The 16,519-nt window shown below is 73.9% G+C and carries 19 protein-coding genes; 9 read left to right on the top strand and 10 right to left on the bottom strand.

Going from position 1 to position 16,519, the window contains the following annotated elements; genetic code table 11:
* Positions 1–42: 42 nt before the first annotated feature.
* The gene (locus OHS58_RS19310) at positions 43–1,716 is read left to right on the top strand and encodes an ABC transporter substrate-binding protein (protein ID WP_328649299.1); all 1,674 of its coding nucleotides are present in this window, start codon (positions 43–45) and stop codon (positions 1,714–1,716) included.
* A complete protein-coding gene (locus OHS58_RS19305; protein ID WP_328649298.1) occupies positions 1,713–3,455 on the top strand; it encodes an ABC transporter ATP-binding protein in 1,743 nt (580 codons plus the stop codon). The genes OHS58_RS19310 and OHS58_RS19305 overlap by 4 nt, the downstream gene beginning before the upstream one ends.
* On the opposite strand, the gene OHS58_RS19300 is transcribed toward OHS58_RS19305, so the two are convergent.
* The 3 genes from OHS58_RS19300 to OHS58_RS19290 all read right to left on the bottom strand — a co-directional run bounded on the left by OHS58_RS19300 (position 3,452) and on the right by OHS58_RS19290 (position 6,486).
* Positions 3,452–4,165, bottom strand: coding sequence for a DJ-1/PfpI family protein (locus OHS58_RS19300; protein ID WP_328649297.1), 714 nt, complete (start codon positions 4,163–4,165; stop codon positions 3,452–3,454). The two genes, OHS58_RS19305 and OHS58_RS19300, sit on opposite strands and share 4 nt — an antisense overlap.
* A 69-nt stretch (positions 4,166–4,234) precedes the next feature.
* On the bottom strand, positions 4,235–5,506 hold the full coding sequence (locus OHS58_RS19295; protein WP_328649296.1) for an LLM class flavin-dependent oxidoreductase: 1,272 nt from the start codon (positions 5,504–5,506) through the stop codon (positions 4,235–4,237).
* A complete protein-coding gene (locus OHS58_RS19290; RefSeq protein WP_328649295.1) occupies positions 5,503–6,486 on the bottom strand; it encodes an LLM class flavin-dependent oxidoreductase in 984 nt (327 codons plus the stop codon). Before OHS58_RS19290 ends, OHS58_RS19295 begins: the two co-directional genes overlap by 4 nt.
* Before the next feature lie 143 nt (positions 6,487–6,629).
* On the opposite strand from OHS58_RS19290, the gene OHS58_RS19285 reads away from it, so the two are divergent.
* Positions 6,630–6,809, top strand: a complete 180-nt coding sequence (locus tag OHS58_RS19285) for a hypothetical protein (protein WP_326948416.1) — start codon at positions 6,630–6,632, stop codon at positions 6,807–6,809.
* Between the two features lie 32 nt (positions 6,810–6,841).
* Positions 6,842–8,044 (top strand): cytochrome P450, encoded by a 1,203-nt coding sequence (locus OHS58_RS19280; RefSeq protein WP_328649294.1) that lies wholly within the window; start codon positions 6,842–6,844, stop codon positions 8,042–8,044.
* On the opposite strand, the gene OHS58_RS19275 is transcribed toward OHS58_RS19280, so the two are convergent.
* From OHS58_RS19275 to OHS58_RS19265, 3 genes are read right to left on the bottom strand one after another with little or no spacing between them, the layout of a single operon-like run.
* Positions 8,034–9,485, bottom strand: a complete 1,452-nt coding sequence (locus OHS58_RS19275; protein ID WP_328649293.1) for an MFS transporter — start codon at positions 9,483–9,485, stop codon at positions 8,034–8,036. The genes OHS58_RS19280 and OHS58_RS19275 overlap by 11 nt on opposite strands.
* Positions 9,482–9,955, bottom strand: a complete 474-nt coding sequence (locus tag OHS58_RS19270; RefSeq protein WP_328649292.1) for a MarR family winged helix-turn-helix transcriptional regulator — start codon at positions 9,953–9,955, stop codon at positions 9,482–9,484. The genes OHS58_RS19275 and OHS58_RS19270 overlap by 4 nt, the downstream gene beginning before the upstream one ends.
* Before the next feature lie 38 nt (positions 9,956–9,993).
* A complete protein-coding gene (locus OHS58_RS19265) occupies positions 9,994–10,197 on the bottom strand; it encodes a hypothetical protein (RefSeq protein WP_328649291.1) in 204 nt (67 codons plus the stop codon).
* 108 nt (positions 10,198–10,305) lie between these two features.
* On the opposite strand from OHS58_RS19265, the gene OHS58_RS19260 reads away from it, so the two are divergent.
* Positions 10,306–11,301: an iron-containing redox enzyme family protein gene (locus OHS58_RS19260; RefSeq protein WP_328649290.1), complete on the top strand. Its 996-nt coding sequence runs from the start codon at positions 10,306–10,308 to the stop codon at positions 11,299–11,301.
* Positions 11,302–11,303: 2 nt separating this feature from the next.
* Here the strand turns inward: OHS58_RS19260 and OHS58_RS19255 are convergent, their stop codons facing one another.
* Positions 11,304–11,504, bottom strand: coding sequence for a CDGSH iron-sulfur domain-containing protein (locus tag OHS58_RS19255; protein WP_328649289.1), 201 nt, complete (start codon positions 11,502–11,504; stop codon positions 11,304–11,306).
* Between the two features lie 47 nt (positions 11,505–11,551).
* Here OHS58_RS19255 and OHS58_RS19250 point away from each other — a divergent pair, with 47 nt between their 5' ends.
* Positions 11,552–12,703: a carboxylate-amine ligase gene (locus OHS58_RS19250; RefSeq protein WP_328649288.1), complete on the top strand. Its 1,152-nt coding sequence runs from the start codon at positions 11,552–11,554 to the stop codon at positions 12,701–12,703.
* Between the two features lie 34 nt (positions 12,704–12,737).
* Here the strand turns inward: OHS58_RS19250 and OHS58_RS19245 are convergent, their stop codons facing one another.
* On the bottom strand, positions 12,738–13,004 hold the full coding sequence (locus OHS58_RS19245; RefSeq protein WP_326948423.1) for a hypothetical protein: 267 nt from the start codon (positions 13,002–13,004) through the stop codon (positions 12,738–12,740).
* Positions 13,005–13,444: 440 nt separating this feature from the next.
* On the opposite strand from OHS58_RS19245, the gene OHS58_RS19240 reads away from it, so the two are divergent.
* A complete protein-coding gene (locus OHS58_RS19240; RefSeq protein WP_326948424.1) occupies positions 13,445–13,948 on the top strand; it encodes an STAS domain-containing protein in 504 nt (167 codons plus the stop codon).
* Between the two features lie 18 nt (positions 13,949–13,966).
* Here the strand turns inward: OHS58_RS19240 and OHS58_RS19235 are convergent, their stop codons facing one another.
* Complete coding sequence (locus OHS58_RS19235; RefSeq protein WP_442792286.1) at positions 13,967–14,209, bottom strand: hypothetical protein; 243 nt, start codon at positions 14,207–14,209, stop codon at positions 13,967–13,969.
* Between the two features lie 140 nt (positions 14,210–14,349).
* A complete protein-coding gene (locus OHS58_RS19230) occupies positions 14,350–14,682 on the bottom strand; it encodes a hypothetical protein (RefSeq protein WP_326948425.1) in 333 nt (110 codons plus the stop codon).
* 387 nt (positions 14,683–15,069) lie between these two features.
* On the opposite strand from OHS58_RS19230, the gene OHS58_RS19225 reads away from it, so the two are divergent.
* Together OHS58_RS19225 and OHS58_RS19220 are read left to right on the top strand one after the other, a co-directional pair.
* Positions 15,070–15,693, top strand: a complete 624-nt coding sequence (locus OHS58_RS19225) for a hypothetical protein (RefSeq protein ID WP_326948426.1) — start codon at positions 15,070–15,072, stop codon at positions 15,691–15,693.
* A 72-nt stretch (positions 15,694–15,765) separates the two neighbouring features.
* Entirely contained in the window at positions 15,766–16,491 is a 726-nt protein-coding gene (locus tag OHS58_RS19220) for a GAF and ANTAR domain-containing protein (protein ID WP_328649287.1), read from the top strand.
* Positions 16,492–16,519 lie beyond the last annotated feature (28 nt).

Here is a 16,519-nt window from a genome sequence, read left to right as displayed (position 1 = left end):
GGCTCCGGGTGGCGGAGCCCCCGGCTCGGGGCGAAGCCCCGGTTGTCACAGCTGCGGTTCGCCGCGGGGGTGAGCGCCGCCGTCCTGCTGCTGACGGCGTGCGGGGCCAACGACACGCCCGCCACCCAAGGCGGTTCCGTCAAGCCGGGCGGGGACCTGGTCCTGCTCAACGACGCGCCGTCGATCACCTGGGACCCGGCGAAGAGCTCCAACCTCGTCGTGACCACGCTCGGGCTGGTCCACCGGCGGCTGACGTCGTGGGACGTCGCGCCGGGCAAGGACACCACGGTCGTGCCGGACCTGGCCACCGACACCGGGCGCCCCAGCGACGGCGGCAAGACGTGGACGTTCACCCTCAAGGACGGCCTGAAGTACAGCGACGGCACGCCGATCAAGTCCGAGGACGTCAAGTGGGGCCTGGAGCGCTCGTTCGCGCCCGCGTTCTCCGGTGGCCTGTCCTACCACAAGGACCTGCTTTCGCCGGGCCTGGCGTACAAGGGCCCGTTCGACGGCGGCAAGGAGCTGGACTCCATCCAGACGCCCGACGCCAAGACGATCGTCTTCCACCTCGCCCGCGCTTACGGCGACTGGAACTGGGTCGCCAGCACCCCGGCGTTCTCGCCGGTGCCGAAGGGCAAGGGCGCCGAGGCGAACTACGGTGACCACTCGATCGCGTCCGGCCCGTACCAGATCCAGAGCTACGAGCGCGGCAAGTCCGCGAAGCTGGTCCGCAACCCGAACTGGGACCGCGCGACCGACCCGACGCGCAAGGCGAACGCCGACACCGTCGACTTCGAGCTCGGCCAGGACACCAGCGTCATCTCCAAGCGCCTGATCGACGACACGGGCAAGGACCGCAACGCCTTCGGCATGTCCTTCGCCTCGCCGGCCCAGCTGGCGCAGATCCAGGGTAGCCCGTCGGCCAAGGCCCGGCTCGTCACGTCGGAATCCGGGGCGCTGTCGTACCTTTCGCTCAACACGCAGCGCGGCAAGCTGGTGGACCCGAAGGTGCGCCAGGCGTTCCAGTACGCCGTCGACAAGGCCGCCTACCAGGTGGCCAGCGCGGGCAACGCCCAGCTCGCCGGCGACGTCGCCACGACGCTGATCACGCCCGGCCTGCAGGGCCGCGAACAGTACGACCTCTACCCGGCGCCGCCGTCCGGTGACCCGGCGAAGGCCAAGCAGCTGCTCGCGGACGCGGGCCTGCCCAACGGGCTCGACGGCCTGGTTCTCGCCACGCACAACGAGAACGGCTACCCGGAGAAGGCCGCGGCGATCCAGGCCTCGCTGGCGCGGGCCGGCATCAAGGTGACGATCAAGCCGCTCGACGAGGACACCTACACGTCCGAAGTGGACACCAAGGGCCTGTCGGACTACGACCTGACGCTCACCTCGTGGCAGCCGGACATCCCGTCGGCCAACGCGAACATCCAGCCGCTGTTCCAGTCGACCGAGATCGGCAACGGCGGGTACAACGAGTCGCGCTACAGCAACCCCGACGTCGACCGCCTGATCGCCGAGGCGCAGGCCACCATCGACCCGGCCGAGGCCGGCAAGAAGTGGGCGGCGCTGGACAAGAAGATCCTCGCCGACTCGCCGGTGGTCCCGCTGCTCTACAACCGCAACTCGTTCCTGCACGGGTCGAACGTCGGCGACGTCGAGATCGGCAAGTTCCCGGCCTACGTCGACTACCGCAAGTTCGGGATCGTCTCGTGACGGCGGCCTCGCCGGCCGAGCCGGTCGGTCCGGCCGGCGGGGCCTTGCTATCGCTGCACGACGTCGCCGTCCGTTTCGGTGACGTGGAAGCCGTCCGCGGGGTCGGGTACGCCGTCCGCGCGGGCGAAGTCGTCGCCGTGGTCGGGGAGTCCGGCTCGGGCAAGACGGTCACCGCGATGTCCCTGCTCGGCCTGCTCCCGCCCACGGCGAAGGTGTCCGGCCGCGCGGAGCTGGCCGGGCGCGATCTCTACGCCATGGCCCCGGCCGAGCTGCGGGAGGTCCGCGGCGGCGACGTCGGCATGGTGTTCCAGGAGCCGATGAGCGCGCTCAACCCGGTGTTCACCATCGGCGACCAGCTCGTCGAGGCGATCCGCACGCACCAGCCGCTGACCCCCGCGGCGGCCCGCGAGCGGGCGATCGAGCTGTTCGGCCTGGTCGGGCTGCCCGCGCCCCGCGAGCGGTTCCGATCATACCCGCACGAGCTGTCCGGCGGGCAGCTGCAGCGCGTCGTCATCGCCATGGCCGTGGCCAACGACCCGAAGCTGCTGATCGCCGACGAGCCGACCACGGCCCTGGACGTCACCGTCCAGGCCGAGATCCTCGAGCTGCTGCGGGACCTGCGCTCCCGGCTCGGCACGGCGATCCTGCTCATCACGCACGACATGGGCGTGGTCGCCGACCTGGCCGACCGGGTCGTGGTGATGCACGACGGCGTCGTCGTCGAGCAGGGCGACGTCCGGACGGTCTTCACCGCGCCCGCCGAGGCCTACACGCGGCAGCTGCTCGGCTCGGTCGTCTCGCTGAGCACCGCGGCCACGACCGGGCTCCAGCGGGCGCTGGCGGCCGACATCGAGGTCTCGCCGGGCCACGTCGCGGCGGCCGCACACCCGGCGGTGGCGTCGGTCCCGGACGTCCCGGCCGAGACACCGTTGCTGCGCGTGGAAGATCTCGCCGTCACCTACCGCGGCCGGTTCCGGGCGATGGCCGTCCACGCCGCCGAAGGCGTGAGCCTGCACGTCGAGCCGGGGGAGGTCCTCGGCCTGGTCGGCGAGTCCGGTTCGGGGAAGAGCACGGTCGCCCGCGCGGTCACCGGCCTGCTCGCGCCGACGGCGGGCTCGGTCCGCATCGGCGACGTCGACATCACCCGGGCGCGCGGCCGGGCCGCGAAGGCGTTGCGGCGGCGCATCGGCGTCGTGTTCCAGGACCCGCTGTCCTCGCTCAACCCGCGCACGACGGTGGGGGAGAGCGTCGCGACGCCGTTGCGGCTGCACAAGGCCGTGCCATCATCCCAAGTGGACGGACGGGTCGCCGAGCTGCTGTCGGCGGTCCAGCTGTCGCCGTCGCTGCGCACGCGTTACCCGCACGAGCTGTCGGGCGGGCAGCGCCAGCGCGCCTGCATCGCGCGGGCGCTGGCGCTGCGCCCGGACCTGCTGGTCGCCGACGAGCCGACGAGCGCCCTCGACGTCACCATCCAGGCCCGCATCCTGGACCTGCTGCGCGAGCTGCGGCACGAGTTCGGGTTCGCGTGCCTGTTCATCAGCCACGACCTCGCGGTGATCGAGCAGCTGGCCGACCGCGTCGCGGTGATGCACCGCGGCCACGTCGTCGAGCAGGGCCCGACCAAGGAGGTCCTGACCGCGCCCGCGCACGCGTACACGCGCCGGCTGCTGTCGGCGGCCCCGGTGGCCGACCCGGACGCGCAACGGCTGCGCCGGGAAGCCTGGCGGCTGCTGCGTTAGGGGCGGCGCCAGACCGCGCCGCGCTGCTCGTACTCCAGCACCGACTCGACCCCGACGGCCACCGCGGCGCCCAGGTACCGCGTGACCAGCCAGAGCGCGAGATCCAGCCCGGACGTGACCCCGCCCGCGGTGACCAGGTCCCCGTCGTCGACGACGCGGGCGTCGACCACCCGGCCGCCCTGGGCGGCGAGATCCGCCTTCGCGAGGTGGTGGGTGGTGCACGGGCGGCCGCGGGTCAGGCCGGCCGCGGCGAGCGCCATGACGCCGGTGCAGACGCCGGCCACCAGGACACCCGACCGCTGCGCGCGAACCAGGCCGCGCAGCACGCCGGGCTGCTTGATCAGGGCGTTCACGCCGGGCCCGTCCTTCGCGGCATAACCGCCGCCGGGGACGACGAGGACGTCGCCCGCGGCCGGGTCCCAGGTGCCGGGCACGGCGAGCTTCGTCCCGAACGTGCCCGCGACCTCGCCGGGACCGCCGGGCTTGACCAGGGTGAGCCGGACCTTGCCGCCCGCGTGGCCGGCGTGACCGAACACGGCGACGGGACCGACGACGTCCTGCTCCTCGACGCCGTCGTACATCAGGATCTGGACCGTCAGCGGCCCGGAGCGGGCCTGACCGGCGGACGCCGTCCCGGCCGTGGCGAGGCCGCCGAGGGCCGCGGCCCCGGTCGAGGCCGCGGACACCCGGAGGAAGTCCCTGCGTTCCATGTGTTCTCCCCGTGGTCGAAGTACTCCTCCCACAGGTCGTGCGCGGCGGGGCCGTGGTTCCCGCCGGCGTCAAACCAGGTCCAGGTGCTCCCGCAGCGTCGTCCCTTCGTACTCCGTGCGGTACACGCCGCGGTTCTGCAGTTCCGGGACCAGCCGGTCGACGATGTCGTCCAGGGCGGCCGGGACCAGGTGCGGGCTGATGTTGAAACCGTCGACCGCGCGGGTGTGGACGTAGCGGGCCCACTCGTCGGCGATCTGGCCCGGGGTGCCGACGAAGCCGTGCTGGCGCGGCTGGACCTCCAGGACGAGCTGGTGGATGGACAGCTTCTTCGCCTCGGCCAGCTCGCGCCACTGCCGGATCCGGTCGAGCTTGCCGGTGCGGTCGGCGATCGAGATCGTGCCGCGGGACGGGTCCAGCTCGCCGTCGATCGGCTCGACGTCGGGGAGCGGGCCGTGCGGGTCGTAGCCCGACAGGTCCTGGCCCCAGTACTGCTCCAGGAACGCGACCGCGCGCTGCGGCGAGATCTGCCGGCGCCGGATGTCCTCCGCGCGCTCCGCCGCGTCCGCCGGGGTGTCGCCCAGGACGACCGTCGCCCCGGGCAGGATCCGGACGGCGTCGGCCGGCCGGCCGTGGCTGGCGAGCCGGGCACGCAGGTCCTCGGCGTAGGCGAGCGCCTTGTCGTAGGCCGTGTTGGCCGAGAAGACGACGTCCGCGTACTTCGCCGCGAGTTCCCGGCCGCCGGCGGAGTCCCCGGCCTGGAACAGCACCGGCCGGCCCTGCGGGCTCGGCGGCACGGTCGGCGTCGCCCGCAGGCCGACGAGGTCCGTGTGCCGGGCGACCGGGCCGGTCGCCGACCACAGCGCGAGGGCCGCTTCGACGAACTGTTCCGCCCGCTCGTAGCGGCGGTCGTGGTCGAGCCAGCCGCCGCGGCGGAAGTTGGCGCCGGTCCAGGCGTTGTCCGTGGTGACGATGTTCCAGCCCGCCCGGCCGTCGGAGAGGAAGTCCAATGTGGACAGCCGGCGGGCGAGGTCGGCCGGGAAGTTGTACGTCGTGTTCTGCGTCGCCACCAGGCCGATCCGGCTCGTCGCCGCGGCGAGCGCGCTCAGCTGGGTGATCGCGTCCGGGCGGCCGGCGACGTCCAGCGCGTGCACCCGGCCGCGGTTCTCCCGCACCCGCAGGCCTTCGCCGAGGAAGAAGGCGTCGAACAGGCCCCGCTCCAGGGTCCGCGCGACCGACACGTACGTCTCGATCGCGGTGTGGTCCGCGTTCGCCGGGTCGTCCCACAGGAACTGCGGGCCGACGCCGGTGTAGAACACCCCGAGGTGCAGCCGGGCGCTCATGCCGCACCCGCCGCGAACACGCTCGCCGGGCGCGGCAGGCCGAGCGACGCGCGCAGCGTCGCCCCGGGTTCCGGGGGGACGAGCAGATTTTCCTTGCGCAAGGCCGGAAGCACCTCCTCGATCAGCCGGGGAAGGTCCGTCGTGTGCAGCCGGACGCCGTCGACGCTCGTGGCCAGCCAGCCCAGCAGCTCGGTCAGGCCGGCCGCGGATCCGGTGTAGCGCAGCCGATCGTGCGGCCGGCGGCCGGTGGGCACGTCGGTGTCGAGCAGGACCTCCACCTCGGCGAAGACGAGCGGCGCGCCGGATTCGCGGGCCCGCTGGGCGCGGCGCCGGACGTCCTCGAGTCCCGTGCCACCGATCAGCACGACGTCGGGGCGCACCGCCTCCGCGAGGTCGTCGGGCGCGAGGACGACCGGCCGCCCCTGCGGCGGCCGCGGCGTGATCAGCGGGCCCTTGACCGAAAACGTGGCGCCGGTGAAGTCGACGTGGTGCACCCGGTCCGGGTCGAGGTAGCGGCCGGTCGCGACGTCCTTGACGACGGCGTCGTCGTCCCAGGAATCCCACAGCCGCCGTACGGCTTCGACGACGTCGGCGGCTTCGCGGTGCAGTGCGGCCGGGTGGAGCTTGCTCCCGCCGATCGTGGCGAGGGCTTCGGCGGAGCCGTCCGCGGCGACGATCCAGGCGGCGCGGCCGCGGGAAGCGTGGTCGAGGCTCGCGAGCTGGGCGGCCAGGTGGAACGGCTCGGCTGTCGTGACGTTCGACGTCGCCGCGAGCCCGACCCGGTCGGTCAGGGTCGAGACGTAGGCGGCGCGGCCGGTGGCGTCGAGCCGGAAACCGCCGCCGGGCGGGAGCGGCGAGTCGTCGAAGGTGACCAGCGTGAAGCCGCTGGATTCGGCGGCGGTGACGGCGTCGGCCAGTGCGCGCGGAGACACCCGCGCGCCGTCGCCGTCGAGTTCCACCGCGAGGTGCAAGCTGGTCATGAACCCCCCTTTTCGTTCCCTTCCACAGGTATCGGCTCCGGAACCCGGCCGCACGCGCGTTCAGGATGTGGACGGCCTGTCCGGCGCCCGCCGCCGCGCCGACAATGACCCGCATCCGGCTCGCCGGCGGGAAAGGGGTGGCCATGCGCATCCTCCGGGCCTTCGCGAGGGCCTTCACCGCGTTCGGCTGGGTGCTGACACCCCCGGCCGGGCCGTACGACATCGGCACCGTCGTCCCGCTCCCACGCCCGGACGCCGACGTGCCGAGGGTGCCGCTGAGCGCGCGCGAACGCGAAACGTTCTGGAGGATCGTGGCAAGCTGAGGCAACGCGATCGACGACGAAGCGGGTGGGAAATGACCGAGGCGCCGGAAATGCCCCTGCACATGCGGCGAGTCCGGTTCGATCCGGTCCCGGAGCTCGCGCGGGTGCGCGACGGCGACGGCATCACCCGCGTCACGACCCCGTTCGGGCTGTCCGCGTACCTGGTGACCAGGTACGACGACGTCCGTGAGGTGCTGGCCGACTCGACGCGGTTCAGCAACGCGATGACGCGGCGGATGCGCCCGCCCGGCATGCCCGACATCAGCGCCGAAGAGCTCGAGGAGCTGCGGGCCGGGCAGATGCTCGGTTTCGACCCGCCCGAGCACACCCGGCTGCGCAAGATGCTGACGTCGGAGTTCACCGTGCGGCGCATGCGGCGGCTGGAGCCGCGGATCACCGAGATCGTCGACGCCGCCCTGGACGACCTCGAACGCGCGGGCACGCCGGGCGACCTCGTCGCGAACTTCGCGCTGCCGGTGCCGTCCCTGGTCATCTGCGAGCTGCTGGGCGTGCCCTACAGCGACCGCGCGGAGTTCCAGCACCGCACCGGCCGGCTGCTCGACGCGTCGCTCCCGGTCGAGGAGCGGATGAAGATCCAGCGCGAAAGCCGCGAGTACATGGCGGGGCTCGTCGCGCAGGCCCAGGCCGAGCCGGGCGACGACATGCTGGGCATGCTGGTGCGCACGCACGGGGCCGACCTGAGCACCGCCGAGCTGATCGGCATCGCGTCACTGCTGCTGGTGGCCGGCCACGAGACGACGTCCAACATGCTCGGCCTCGGCACCCTGGCGCTGCTGCGGCACCCGGAGCAGCTTGCCCTGGTGCGCGACGACCCGGCCGCGGTCGAGCCCGCGATCGAGGAACTGCTGCGCTGGCTCTCGATCGTGCACTCCGGCGTCCCGCGCACGACGACGACCGAGGTCGAGATCGCCGGGCACACCATCCCCGCCGGCGAGCAGCTGGTGCTGGCCCTGCCCGCCGCCAACCGCGACCCGGCACTCACCGACGACCCCGAACGTCTCGACGTCACCCGCGAGGTGGCCCGCCACGTCGCGTTCGGCCACGGCGTGCACCACTGCCTGGGCGCACCGCTCGCCCGGATGGAGCTGAAGATCGCGTTCCCCGCCCTGCTGCGGCGGTTCCCGGAGCTGTCGCTAGCGGTGCCTTACGAGGAGATCGGGTTCCGGGCGTTCCACGTCGTCTACGGACTGCACGAACTGCCCGTCACCTGGTGAGCGGACCGGCCGGCGCTTCCGCGGCCGGCTCCGTGGGCAGGTCGACGTCGTCGGGGCGGGCTCGGCGGGGGAAGAGCGGGGAGATCAGCAGGAACAGCCCGATGACCACCGCCTGGACCACGAGGGCGTCGCGGAAGCTCTCGGTTACCCGGCCGGCCACGGCGCCGGCGAAGAACACCGTGCTGAACACCGCGACGCCGACCGAGCCGCCAATCGACTGGACCGCCGACAGCACGCCGGAGGCGGAGCCGACCTCGTCGTCGGCGACCGCGCCGAGGACCGTGTTGAAGACCGCCGCGATCACGATGCCCGCGCCGATTCCGGTGACAACGCTGCCTGGCACGATCCGCCAGATCGTGAAAGCGCCGTCGCCGGCCAGGGCGAACCACAGCCAGGCGACCCCGGCCAGCTGGACGACCGCCCCGGCCTGCAGGACGCGCCGGCCGAGCTTGGCCGCCAGCAGCCCGCCGCTGATGCCGCCGCCGACGGCGGTGCCCAGCGCGATCGGGAGGTTGCCCAGCCCGGCCTGCCCGGCGGTGAAGCCCTCGCCGAGCTGCAGGAAGAACGTCAGCACCAGCTGGGTGCCGATCAGCCCGCCGAAGAACAACGCGATCGCGACCAGCCCGACGGTGAAGGCGGACTTCCCGAACAGCGTCGGGGTGACCAGGGGAGTGCGGTCCCGGCGCACGATCCGGCGTTGCCACAGGGCGAACGCGACGTAGCCGAGCGCCGCGGCGGCCAGGGAAAGCCACGTCCACAGTGGCCACCCCGACGACTGGCCCTCGTTGAGCGGCAGGACCAGCAGCGCGGAGGCGCCGGCGACGAGCGCGGCCCCGGCGACGTCCACCCTCAGGCCCCGGGTCCGGCCGCCGTGGGGCACCAGCCGCCGGGCCAGCACGAACGCCGCGAGCCCGATCGGCACGTTGACCAGGAACACCAGCCGCCAGCCGAGGCCGAACAGGTCCCAGTCGACGAGCGCGCCGCCCAGCACCGGGCCCAGCACACCGCCGAGCCCGAGCACCGGGCCGAAGACGGCGAGGGCCTTGGTCAGGTCGCGGGGCGTGAGGTTGTCCCGCAGGATCCCCAGCCCCTGCGGCAGCATCATCGCCCCGGCGACGCCCTGGATCAGCCGGAAGGTGATCAGCAGCCCGATGCTCGGCGCGAGCGCGCACAGCAGTGACGCGAGCGCGAAGGCCGCGAGGCCCACGAGGAACATCGGCCGCCTGCCGTAGCGGTCGCCGAGCCGCCCGCCGAGCACGAGGCCCGCGCCGAGCGTCAGGGCGTACCCGCCGATCACCCACTGCAGCCCGACCGGGCTCGCCCCGAGGGAGCGTTCCAGCGCCGGACCCGCCACGTTGACGATCGTCGAGTCGAGCAGGTCCATCAGCTCGACGACGAGGACCGTGGCCAGCAGCCACCACATCGTCTTCTTCTCGGTCATGAGGTGCTCCCCAGGGAATCGGCCGTCCCGGCGTAGATCCGTACGACACCGGCCAGGAAGTTCTCGACGACGTCCCGTTCGCCGGGGCTCAGCGCCCCGACGAGGCCCTCGACGCCGCTGAGCAGCGGGTGCAGGTGCCCGAAGATCCGCGTCATCGACTCCGGCACCGGCTCGACGAGCACCTTGCGGCGGTCGGTGGCGTGCGGGCGGCGGGTGATGTGCCCAGCCTGCTCGAGCCGGTCCACGATGTGCGTGCTCGCCGCCGTCGAGACCCGCAGCCGGTCCGCGAGCTCCTTCGCGGTCAAGGGGCCTTCGCTGGTGAGGTGCTCCATCGCCGCGAGGTCCGTCGGGTTGACGCCCAGGGCGCCGCTGAGCCGTTTCTCGATGACGCGTGTCAGCGCGCCCACCTCTTGGAGGCGCTCCATCACCGCGTTGCCCACGCCAGGGGCGTCGACGTGCCAGGAAGTCATGACAAGAAGACTACTGAAGAAGTTACTAACTAGGTTAGCTAAATACTGTGGTCCTCGACACCCACGCCCGGTCCAGCCGGGGGTGGAGCACCTCGCGCAGGAGCAGCAGAACCGCCGACCACGCCCAGCAGCGCGCCGCCCAGGATCACCGCGACCACCAGGATCAGGATGTTGGTCAACGCGCTGAAGACGGCCTGGCCGGCACCCGGCAGCCCGCTGGGCAAGGCCGACCATCCGGCCACGCCGGCACCCGGCCGGCGACGGTCGCGCTCAGGTCGGCGCCCCCGCCGAGGCGTGGGGTGCGCGGTCACGGGGTATCCGCAGATTTCCTGCACCTATCTGGAGGTCCGATGCGCCTGCCCGCCACCCGGGGGCCCGTCAGCGAGCAGGTCGTCCGCCTCCTGCGCGGTGCGACCCCGGTCGAGGACCTCGACCACGGGCCCGCACAGCCGGCCGTGCACGACGAGGACCTGCAGCTGTCCCTGTGGATCTGTTACGAGCTCGGCTACCGCGGTTTCGACGACCTCGAACCGGACCAGGACGGCGGGCTCGCGCTCCACGCCCTCCGGAAGGACCTCGAAAGACGGTGGCTGGCCGGGCTGACCGACCTCGTCGCGCCGGTCACCGCCGACCCCGCCGACGTCCCGCGGGCGCTGGCCCGGCTGGTCGCCGCCGACGACGGCCCGCCGTTGGCGAAGTTCTTGCAGCGCAAGGCATCCGCCGCGCAGTTCGGCGAGTTCGTCGCGCACCGGTCGGTGTACCACCTCAAGGAGGCCGACCCGCACAGCTGGGCCATCCCGCGCCTCAGCGGGCGGGCGAAGGCCGCACTGGTCGAGATCCAGGCCGACGAGTACGGCGGCGGGCGCGTGGAACGCATGCATTCGGAGCTGTTCCGCACGACCATGCGGTCACTAGGATTGGACGACACCTACGGCCACTTCGTCGACGACGTGCCGGCCGTCACGTTGGCGGTGAGCAACCTGATGTCCCTGTTCGGGATGAACCGGCGCTGGCTCGGCGCCGCGCTCGGGCACCTCGCGGCGTTCGAGATGACGTCGTCGCTGCCGAACCGCCGCTACGGCAACGGGTTGCGCCGCCTCGGCGGTGACCCGGTGGCGACCCGCTTCTTCGACGAGCACGTCGAGGCCGACGCGGTGCACGAGCAGATCGCGGCCCACGACCTTTGCGGCGGCTACGTCGCGGAACACCCGGAAGCCGCCGGGGACGTCCTGTTCGGGGCCGCGTGCGCGCTGGCGGTGGAGGCCGAGTTCGGGGCGCGGCTGCTGGACCGCTGGGCGGCCGGGGTCCCGAGCCTGCGCACCCGCGCGCTCTCCGGTGCGGCGTGAGGTCACTTCCCGCGGCTGGGCACCTTGTGCGTCCCGTCGCAGAACGGTTTCACGGCCGAGCGGCCGCACCGGCACAGGGCGACGACGGTGCCGCCGGGGCGCAGGACTTCGCCGTCCTGCGACCGGACTTCGACGTCGCCGCGGACCAGCAGCGGCCCGTCTTCGTAGGGCGTGATGGTCGCCGGGGCGGGTTCGTGGTTCATCGGCGGCGGTTACCCCGGCGCGCCGGGGCCCAACCGGCGGGCGCCCGATGACCGCCCGCGGTCCGGGCACCACGATCGGCGTCGAGGAGGAGTTTCTGTTCGTCGACACGGGGTCACGGCGTCCCGTGCCGACGGCGGCCGCGGTGCTCGCCCGGCTGGACGGCGACGCCGGCGGGATCAAGCCGGAGCTGTACGAGTCGCAGGTCGAAGCGGTCACCCCGGTGCTGACGAGCCTGGCCGACGCGGCCCGGTCGCTGGTCACGAGCCGCGCGTCGCTCGCGCGCGCGGCGGCGGCGGAAGGGGTGGCCGCGGTCGGCGTCGGCACGCCGGTCCTGGCCGGGCCGCGGCCCGTGCTGTCCACCGGCGACGACCGGTACCGGCTCGTCGCCGGGACCTACCAGGGAGCGTTCGCCGACTACGAGGCCTGCGGCTGTCACGTCCACGTCGGCGTGCCCGGCGGCGACCTGGCCGTCGCGGTGGTCGACCACCTCCGCCCGTGGCTGCCGACGTTGCTGGCGCTGTCCGCGAACTCGCCGTTCCACCACGGCCGCGACACCGGGTACGCGAGCTGGCGGACGATCGACCAGGCCCGGTTCCCCGGCGGCGGGGTGCCGCCGCGCTTCGGTGATTTCGCCGGTTACGAGCGGTGCCTGGACCAGCTCGTCGACTGCGGTGTCCTGGTCGACGAGCGCATGACGTTCTGGGCCGCCCGGCCCTCGCCGCGGTACGCGACGGTCGAGGTCCGGGTCGCCGACGTCGCGGCGTCGCCGGACGGCGCGCTGCTGCAGGCCGCCCTCGTCCGCGGCCTGGTCCGCGCCGCGCTCGACGACCTCTCCCACGGCCGCGAAGCCCCGGAGGTCGACGGCCAGCTCGCCGCCGGCGCCCTGTGGTCGGCCGCCCGCTACGGCATCCACGGGCACGGGATCGACACGATCGGCGGCCGCCGGGTGCCCGCCCGCACCCTGCTGGCGGCCCTGCTGCGCCGGGTCCGCCCGGCGCTGGAGGACACCGGGGACGTCCTGGCGGTCGACGCGCTGCTGCCCCCGGTGCTGGCCGGCGGCGCCGCCCGGCAACGCGCGACCGCGGCCGCCGGTGGTCTCACCGCCGTCGTCGACGAGCTGGCGGGCCTGCTGACGGAACCGGTGACCGGCCCGGCGGCGGGGGAGCGGAGCGCGGAGCACGCCCCGGTTACCCGGTGACGGCCGACGCTGTCCACAAGGGACAGTGCGCCGGTCAGCCTGCCGGGCCGGAGACGTCGAGGATGTCCCGCTGTTCGATCCAGCTCACCGCGTACGCGGGCCCGTCGTCGGCGATCACCGGGACGACGATGGTGCCGGCGGGCCGGTACCGGGGCCGGCCGGCGAGGGTTCCGGTGCGGGGCGACGCCGGATCCTTACCCGAGTAGGTGACTCGCCACCGGCCGACGCTGTAGGCGATCTGCCGCCGCGGCCGGTGGCCTGGACCGGTGGCCGCGCTCGCCGGCGGGATTCCTGGTGTCATCGCGTTTTCCTCGCTTTCCGGCGCCACCCACGCGAGCGTGGGGCGACTGCGGAGCCGAGGTCCGGGGCAGTCCGGCAAGTCTAGGCAGCGTTGTTTCGCCTGCCGCGAAAGTCCCCCGAACGGGTTACGCGCCGGGAAAAGGTTTCCTTCGCCTCCCGATCCGGGGACTTGTGACCCTGGGCGCCGCCGGTCCCCGGCACGGACGATGGATCGGGAACGGCGGGCCGTCGAGAGGACACCCCGAGCCGATCCGGATCGTGCGTGGCGGGCGTCGGCCACCACGGTCGACTGTCCTCAAAGGACTCTTCCGCGCCCGGTCGCGGGGTATGATTCAGCCGTACCAGCGCCGGAGCGCCCAGTCCCCGCCTCGCGACGAACCCACCGAACCCACCGAAGGCGGCCGCGGTGAGCACCGGCGCGGCCGGTCAGGAGCTCCGATCGTGAAACTCAACGTCTTCGACTTCCCCCGCCCCCGCCGTCCGCGGCCGGAATCCGCACCGGCGTCGCCGCCGGTCCCCGGAAACCGTGGCCACCGTGACGGACACAGTGTCATCCACGCGGTCTTCACCGCCTCCGGTGGCGGTGAGCCGCCGGTGCCGCGTTACCACGACCTGGCGATCACCGTGGAGCGGTCCGGCTGGACGCTGGTCGTCGCCGTGGTCGGCGACATCGACCTCAGCACCGCGCCCATGCTCCGGCACGCCCTCGACGAGGCCCTCGCCCGGACGCCGCGGCGGGTCGTCGTGGACCTGTCCCTCGTCCGGTTCCTGAACACCACCGGGCTGGAGGTGCTGCTCGACGCGCACCACCGGGCCGGGCCGGCCACCGACCTGCGGCTGGTCTCCACGACCCGCGCGACGTGGCGGCCCCTGGAGCTCACCAGGACGCACGAACGCCTGGTCGTCCACGCGTCCCGGGCCGCGGCGATCGCGGCGCCGCGATAACCGGGCGAAGGCGTCCGCTCACCGCCTCCGCGGCTGCGCGGTGTGCGGCCGCCGGCCGAGGAAGTGCGTCGGTTCCGTCGCCTGCGCCGGGACGTCCACCGCGGGGAGGCCGTCGGCGGGGCTGAGGCCGAGGACGGCGAGCAGCAGCCCGCAGTCGGCGGCGTCGTGTGCTTTCGACGCGACCACGCGGGTGGCCCGGCGCCGTTGCCCGTCGTCGAGGCTGAACGGATCCGCGGTCATCGCGTCCGGTGTTCCTGTCATTGCGGGCCCCTTCGGTCGGCCACGTGGGTGCCGGCCGCCGGGGGCCGGGGCGGTGCCGGGCCGCCGGCTGTGCACCGGCACCCGGACCCGCCAATGTAGTCCTCCGCGCGGGCGGGCTGGGCTGGCGAACGGGTGGGAGCTCAGGTCCGGTCCCGGTCGGGCGGACCGGGCGGGCGCGCGTCGAGGATGTCGGTGGCCCGGACCAGGCTGACCGGCGTGTCGGTGGCGCAGCCCTGCGGGCGGACCGGCACCCAGGTGGTGCTGGTGTGCTCGTCGCGGAGGCTGCGCCCGGCGACGGTCCCGAGCCGCTCGTGCCACACCGGTGTCGCGCACGAGGCGGACCGCGCGCGGCCCACGCGGCCGCGGAACCGGTAGCGGACGTGCCAGCCGAGCGGGTAGCCACCGCCGTGACGCGTGGGCCAGGCCCGGTGCCCGCTCCCCGCCGGGTGCGGATCGGTCTGCTCGTCGTCCACCGGTGCCCGCTTTCACTCCCGGTGCGCGAGCGGCGCACCGTCATCGGTCGCCGGGGTCCGGGGCGCGGTTCTTCCCAGCGTAGGGGCGCCGGCGCCGGCGGGGTTCGGCCAGCCGAGTGGTTCGTCGCCCGGGGCCGTCGCCGTCCTGGCCGGCCGTCGCGGGGGGCTTTTGTTGCCCGGCCGGGCTTTCGGCCGGCCGGCAGCCGGGGTCGGCGGCCGGGTCCGGGACAACGCGGTCCGGTCGCGGCGCGGGCCGCTCGGCCCGTTTCCCGCTGCTCCCGGGGCTATAGTGAGGTCGACGCCCCGGACCCCGGCATCGTGGTTTCCGCGGCGCGGGCCCGCCGGCCCGCGTCCGACCGGACGGCGAGGCGCACCATGGTGGCACGCGTGGCAGGGGTGGTCCTGCTCGTCCCGGTCTGCGTCCTGGCCGTGATCGGCGCGGCGCACACCTCGGCGGACGCCCTCATCGGCTGGAGCCTGGTGGGTCTCGGCGCCGGGATCCTCGTCGCGGTCGGCGCGCCCCGGTTGCGGCGCGGCCGCCAGATCGGGATGCACGGGCCCGACCTGCCGCTCGGCGTGGCCGCCGCGGCCACGTTCGTCACGGTCTGCCTGGTGATCGCCGGGCTGCTCGCCGCGTTCGGCGGCGGCCTCACGACGGCCGCGCTGCTCCTGTTCGCCGTCTCCGGGCTGTGGGCCGGGAACCACCACCGGCCACGGGCGCGCGCGACGCCGGTGGCGAACCCGCACGACGTCCTCGCGGCGGTCACGCTCCCCGCGTCGTCGACGCTGGTCGCCGACATGGGCACGGAGGAGCTGTGCGTGGCCTGGCGGCGCAGTTACTACCAGCTGGTCCTGGCCACCGACGAGCCGGCGCGCCGCCTGGTCGTGCAACGGCGGCAGGAGTTCCTCGACGAGATCGAACGCCGTGACGGCCGCGGCTTCCGCCGCTGGCTCGACAGCGGCGCCCGCGCCGGCGGCGATCCCGGCCCCTACCTGACCACCCGGAGCTGACCGTCCTCAGTGGACTCACACACGGAAAGGACGCCATGCCGCACCCGGACGGCGCGCCGCGGGGGGTGCGCGGTGGCTGAGGTCGAGGTGCTGCGCGCCGGGGTGCTGGCCGCGTTGCGGGAGCACGGCAGCGGTTCCGGGGTCGACGTCGTCGGCCGGGTGTGCCGGGCCTGCGTGCGGCTGCTGCCGGTGGACGGCGCCGCCGTGTCGGTGACCGTCGACGCCGGGCACCGGGAAGTCGTCTACGCCAGTGACGCCGTGAGCGCCGCGTTGGCGGAACTGCAGTTCTCCCTCGGCGAGGGGCCGTGTTTCGAGGCGTACGCCGTCGGCGGGCCGGTCCTGGTGCCGGATCTCGCGGCCGGGCTGCCGCCCGCGTGGCCGACGTTCGCCGCCGAGGCCGGCACGCACCCGGTGGCCGCGCTGTTCACCTTCCCGGTGCAGATCGGGGCCGTCCGGGTGGCGACCCTCGACACCTACCGCACGACCCCGGGTTCCCTGCTGCCCGGCGAACTGTCGACGGCCCTGCAGGTCGCCGACGTCGCCGCGCTCGCCTTGTCGGGGCTGCAGGCCGGTGGCGACCGCTGGCTCGACGGGGACGGCCGGTGGATGGCGGGGGCGGGGATGCGCTACCGGGAGGTGCACCAGGCCACCGGCATGCTCATCGCGTACTTCGACCTGTCCGCTTCCGCGGCGCTGGCCCGGCTGCGGTCCTACGCGTTCGGGCACGGCCGGCCCCTGCTCGACGTCGCCACCGACGTCGTGACCGGGCGGCTGGGATTGGACGGGGAGTTCCGGTGAGGAGCACCCTGGTGACCGCCGGCATACG

It is taken from the genome of Amycolatopsis sp. NBC_00348, assembly GCF_036114655.1.
Lineage (GTDB): Bacteria > Actinomycetota > Actinomycetes > Mycobacteriales > Pseudonocardiaceae > Amycolatopsis.
Note: the sequence above shows the minus strand (reverse complement) of the source record. Positions and strands in the feature narration are given on the sequence as shown.

Excerpts from the sequence above, each read along its gene's own strand:
- OHS58_RS19285 (WP_326948416.1), top strand. The coding sequence starts at position 6,630 with ATGCGCATCCTCCGGGCCTTCGCGAGGGCCTTCACCGCGTTCGGCTGG.
- OHS58_RS19245 (WP_326948423.1), bottom strand. The coding sequence starts at position 13,004 with ATGACACCAGGAATCCCGCCGGCGAGCGCGGCCACCGGTCCAGGCCAC.
- OHS58_RS19270 (WP_328649292.1), bottom strand. The coding sequence starts at position 9,955 with ATGACTTCCTGGCACGTCGACGCCCCTGGCGTGGGCAACGCGGTGATG.
- OHS58_RS19250 (WP_328649288.1), top strand. The coding sequence starts at position 11,552 with ATGACCGCCCGCGGTCCGGGCACCACGATCGGCGTCGAGGAGGAGTTT.
- OHS58_RS19260 (WP_328649290.1), top strand. The coding sequence starts at position 10,306 with ATGCGCCTGCCCGCCACCCGGGGGCCCGTCAGCGAGCAGGTCGTCCGC.
- OHS58_RS19290 (WP_328649295.1), bottom strand. The coding sequence starts at position 6,486 with ATGACCAGCTTGCACCTCGCGGTGGAACTCGACGGCGACGGCGCGCGG.
- OHS58_RS19300 (WP_328649297.1), bottom strand. The coding sequence starts at position 4,165 with ATGGAACGCAGGGACTTCCTCCGGGTGTCCGCGGCCTCGACCGGGGCC.
- OHS58_RS19280 (WP_328649294.1), top strand. The coding sequence starts at position 6,842 with ATGACCGAGGCGCCGGAAATGCCCCTGCACATGCGGCGAGTCCGGTTC.
- OHS58_RS19255 (WP_328649289.1), bottom strand. The coding sequence starts at position 11,504 with ATGAACCACGAACCCGCCCCGGCGACCATCACGCCCTACGAAGACGGG.
- OHS58_RS19295 (WP_328649296.1), bottom strand. The coding sequence starts at position 5,506 with ATGAGCGCCCGGCTGCACCTCGGGGTGTTCTACACCGGCGTCGGCCCG.
- OHS58_RS19275 (WP_328649293.1), bottom strand. The coding sequence starts at position 9,485 with ATGACCGAGAAGAAGACGATGTGGTGGCTGCTGGCCACGGTCCTCGTC.
- OHS58_RS19235 (WP_442792286.1), bottom strand. The coding sequence starts at position 14,209 with ATGACAGGAACACCGGACGCGATGACCGCGGATCCGTTCAGCCTCGAC.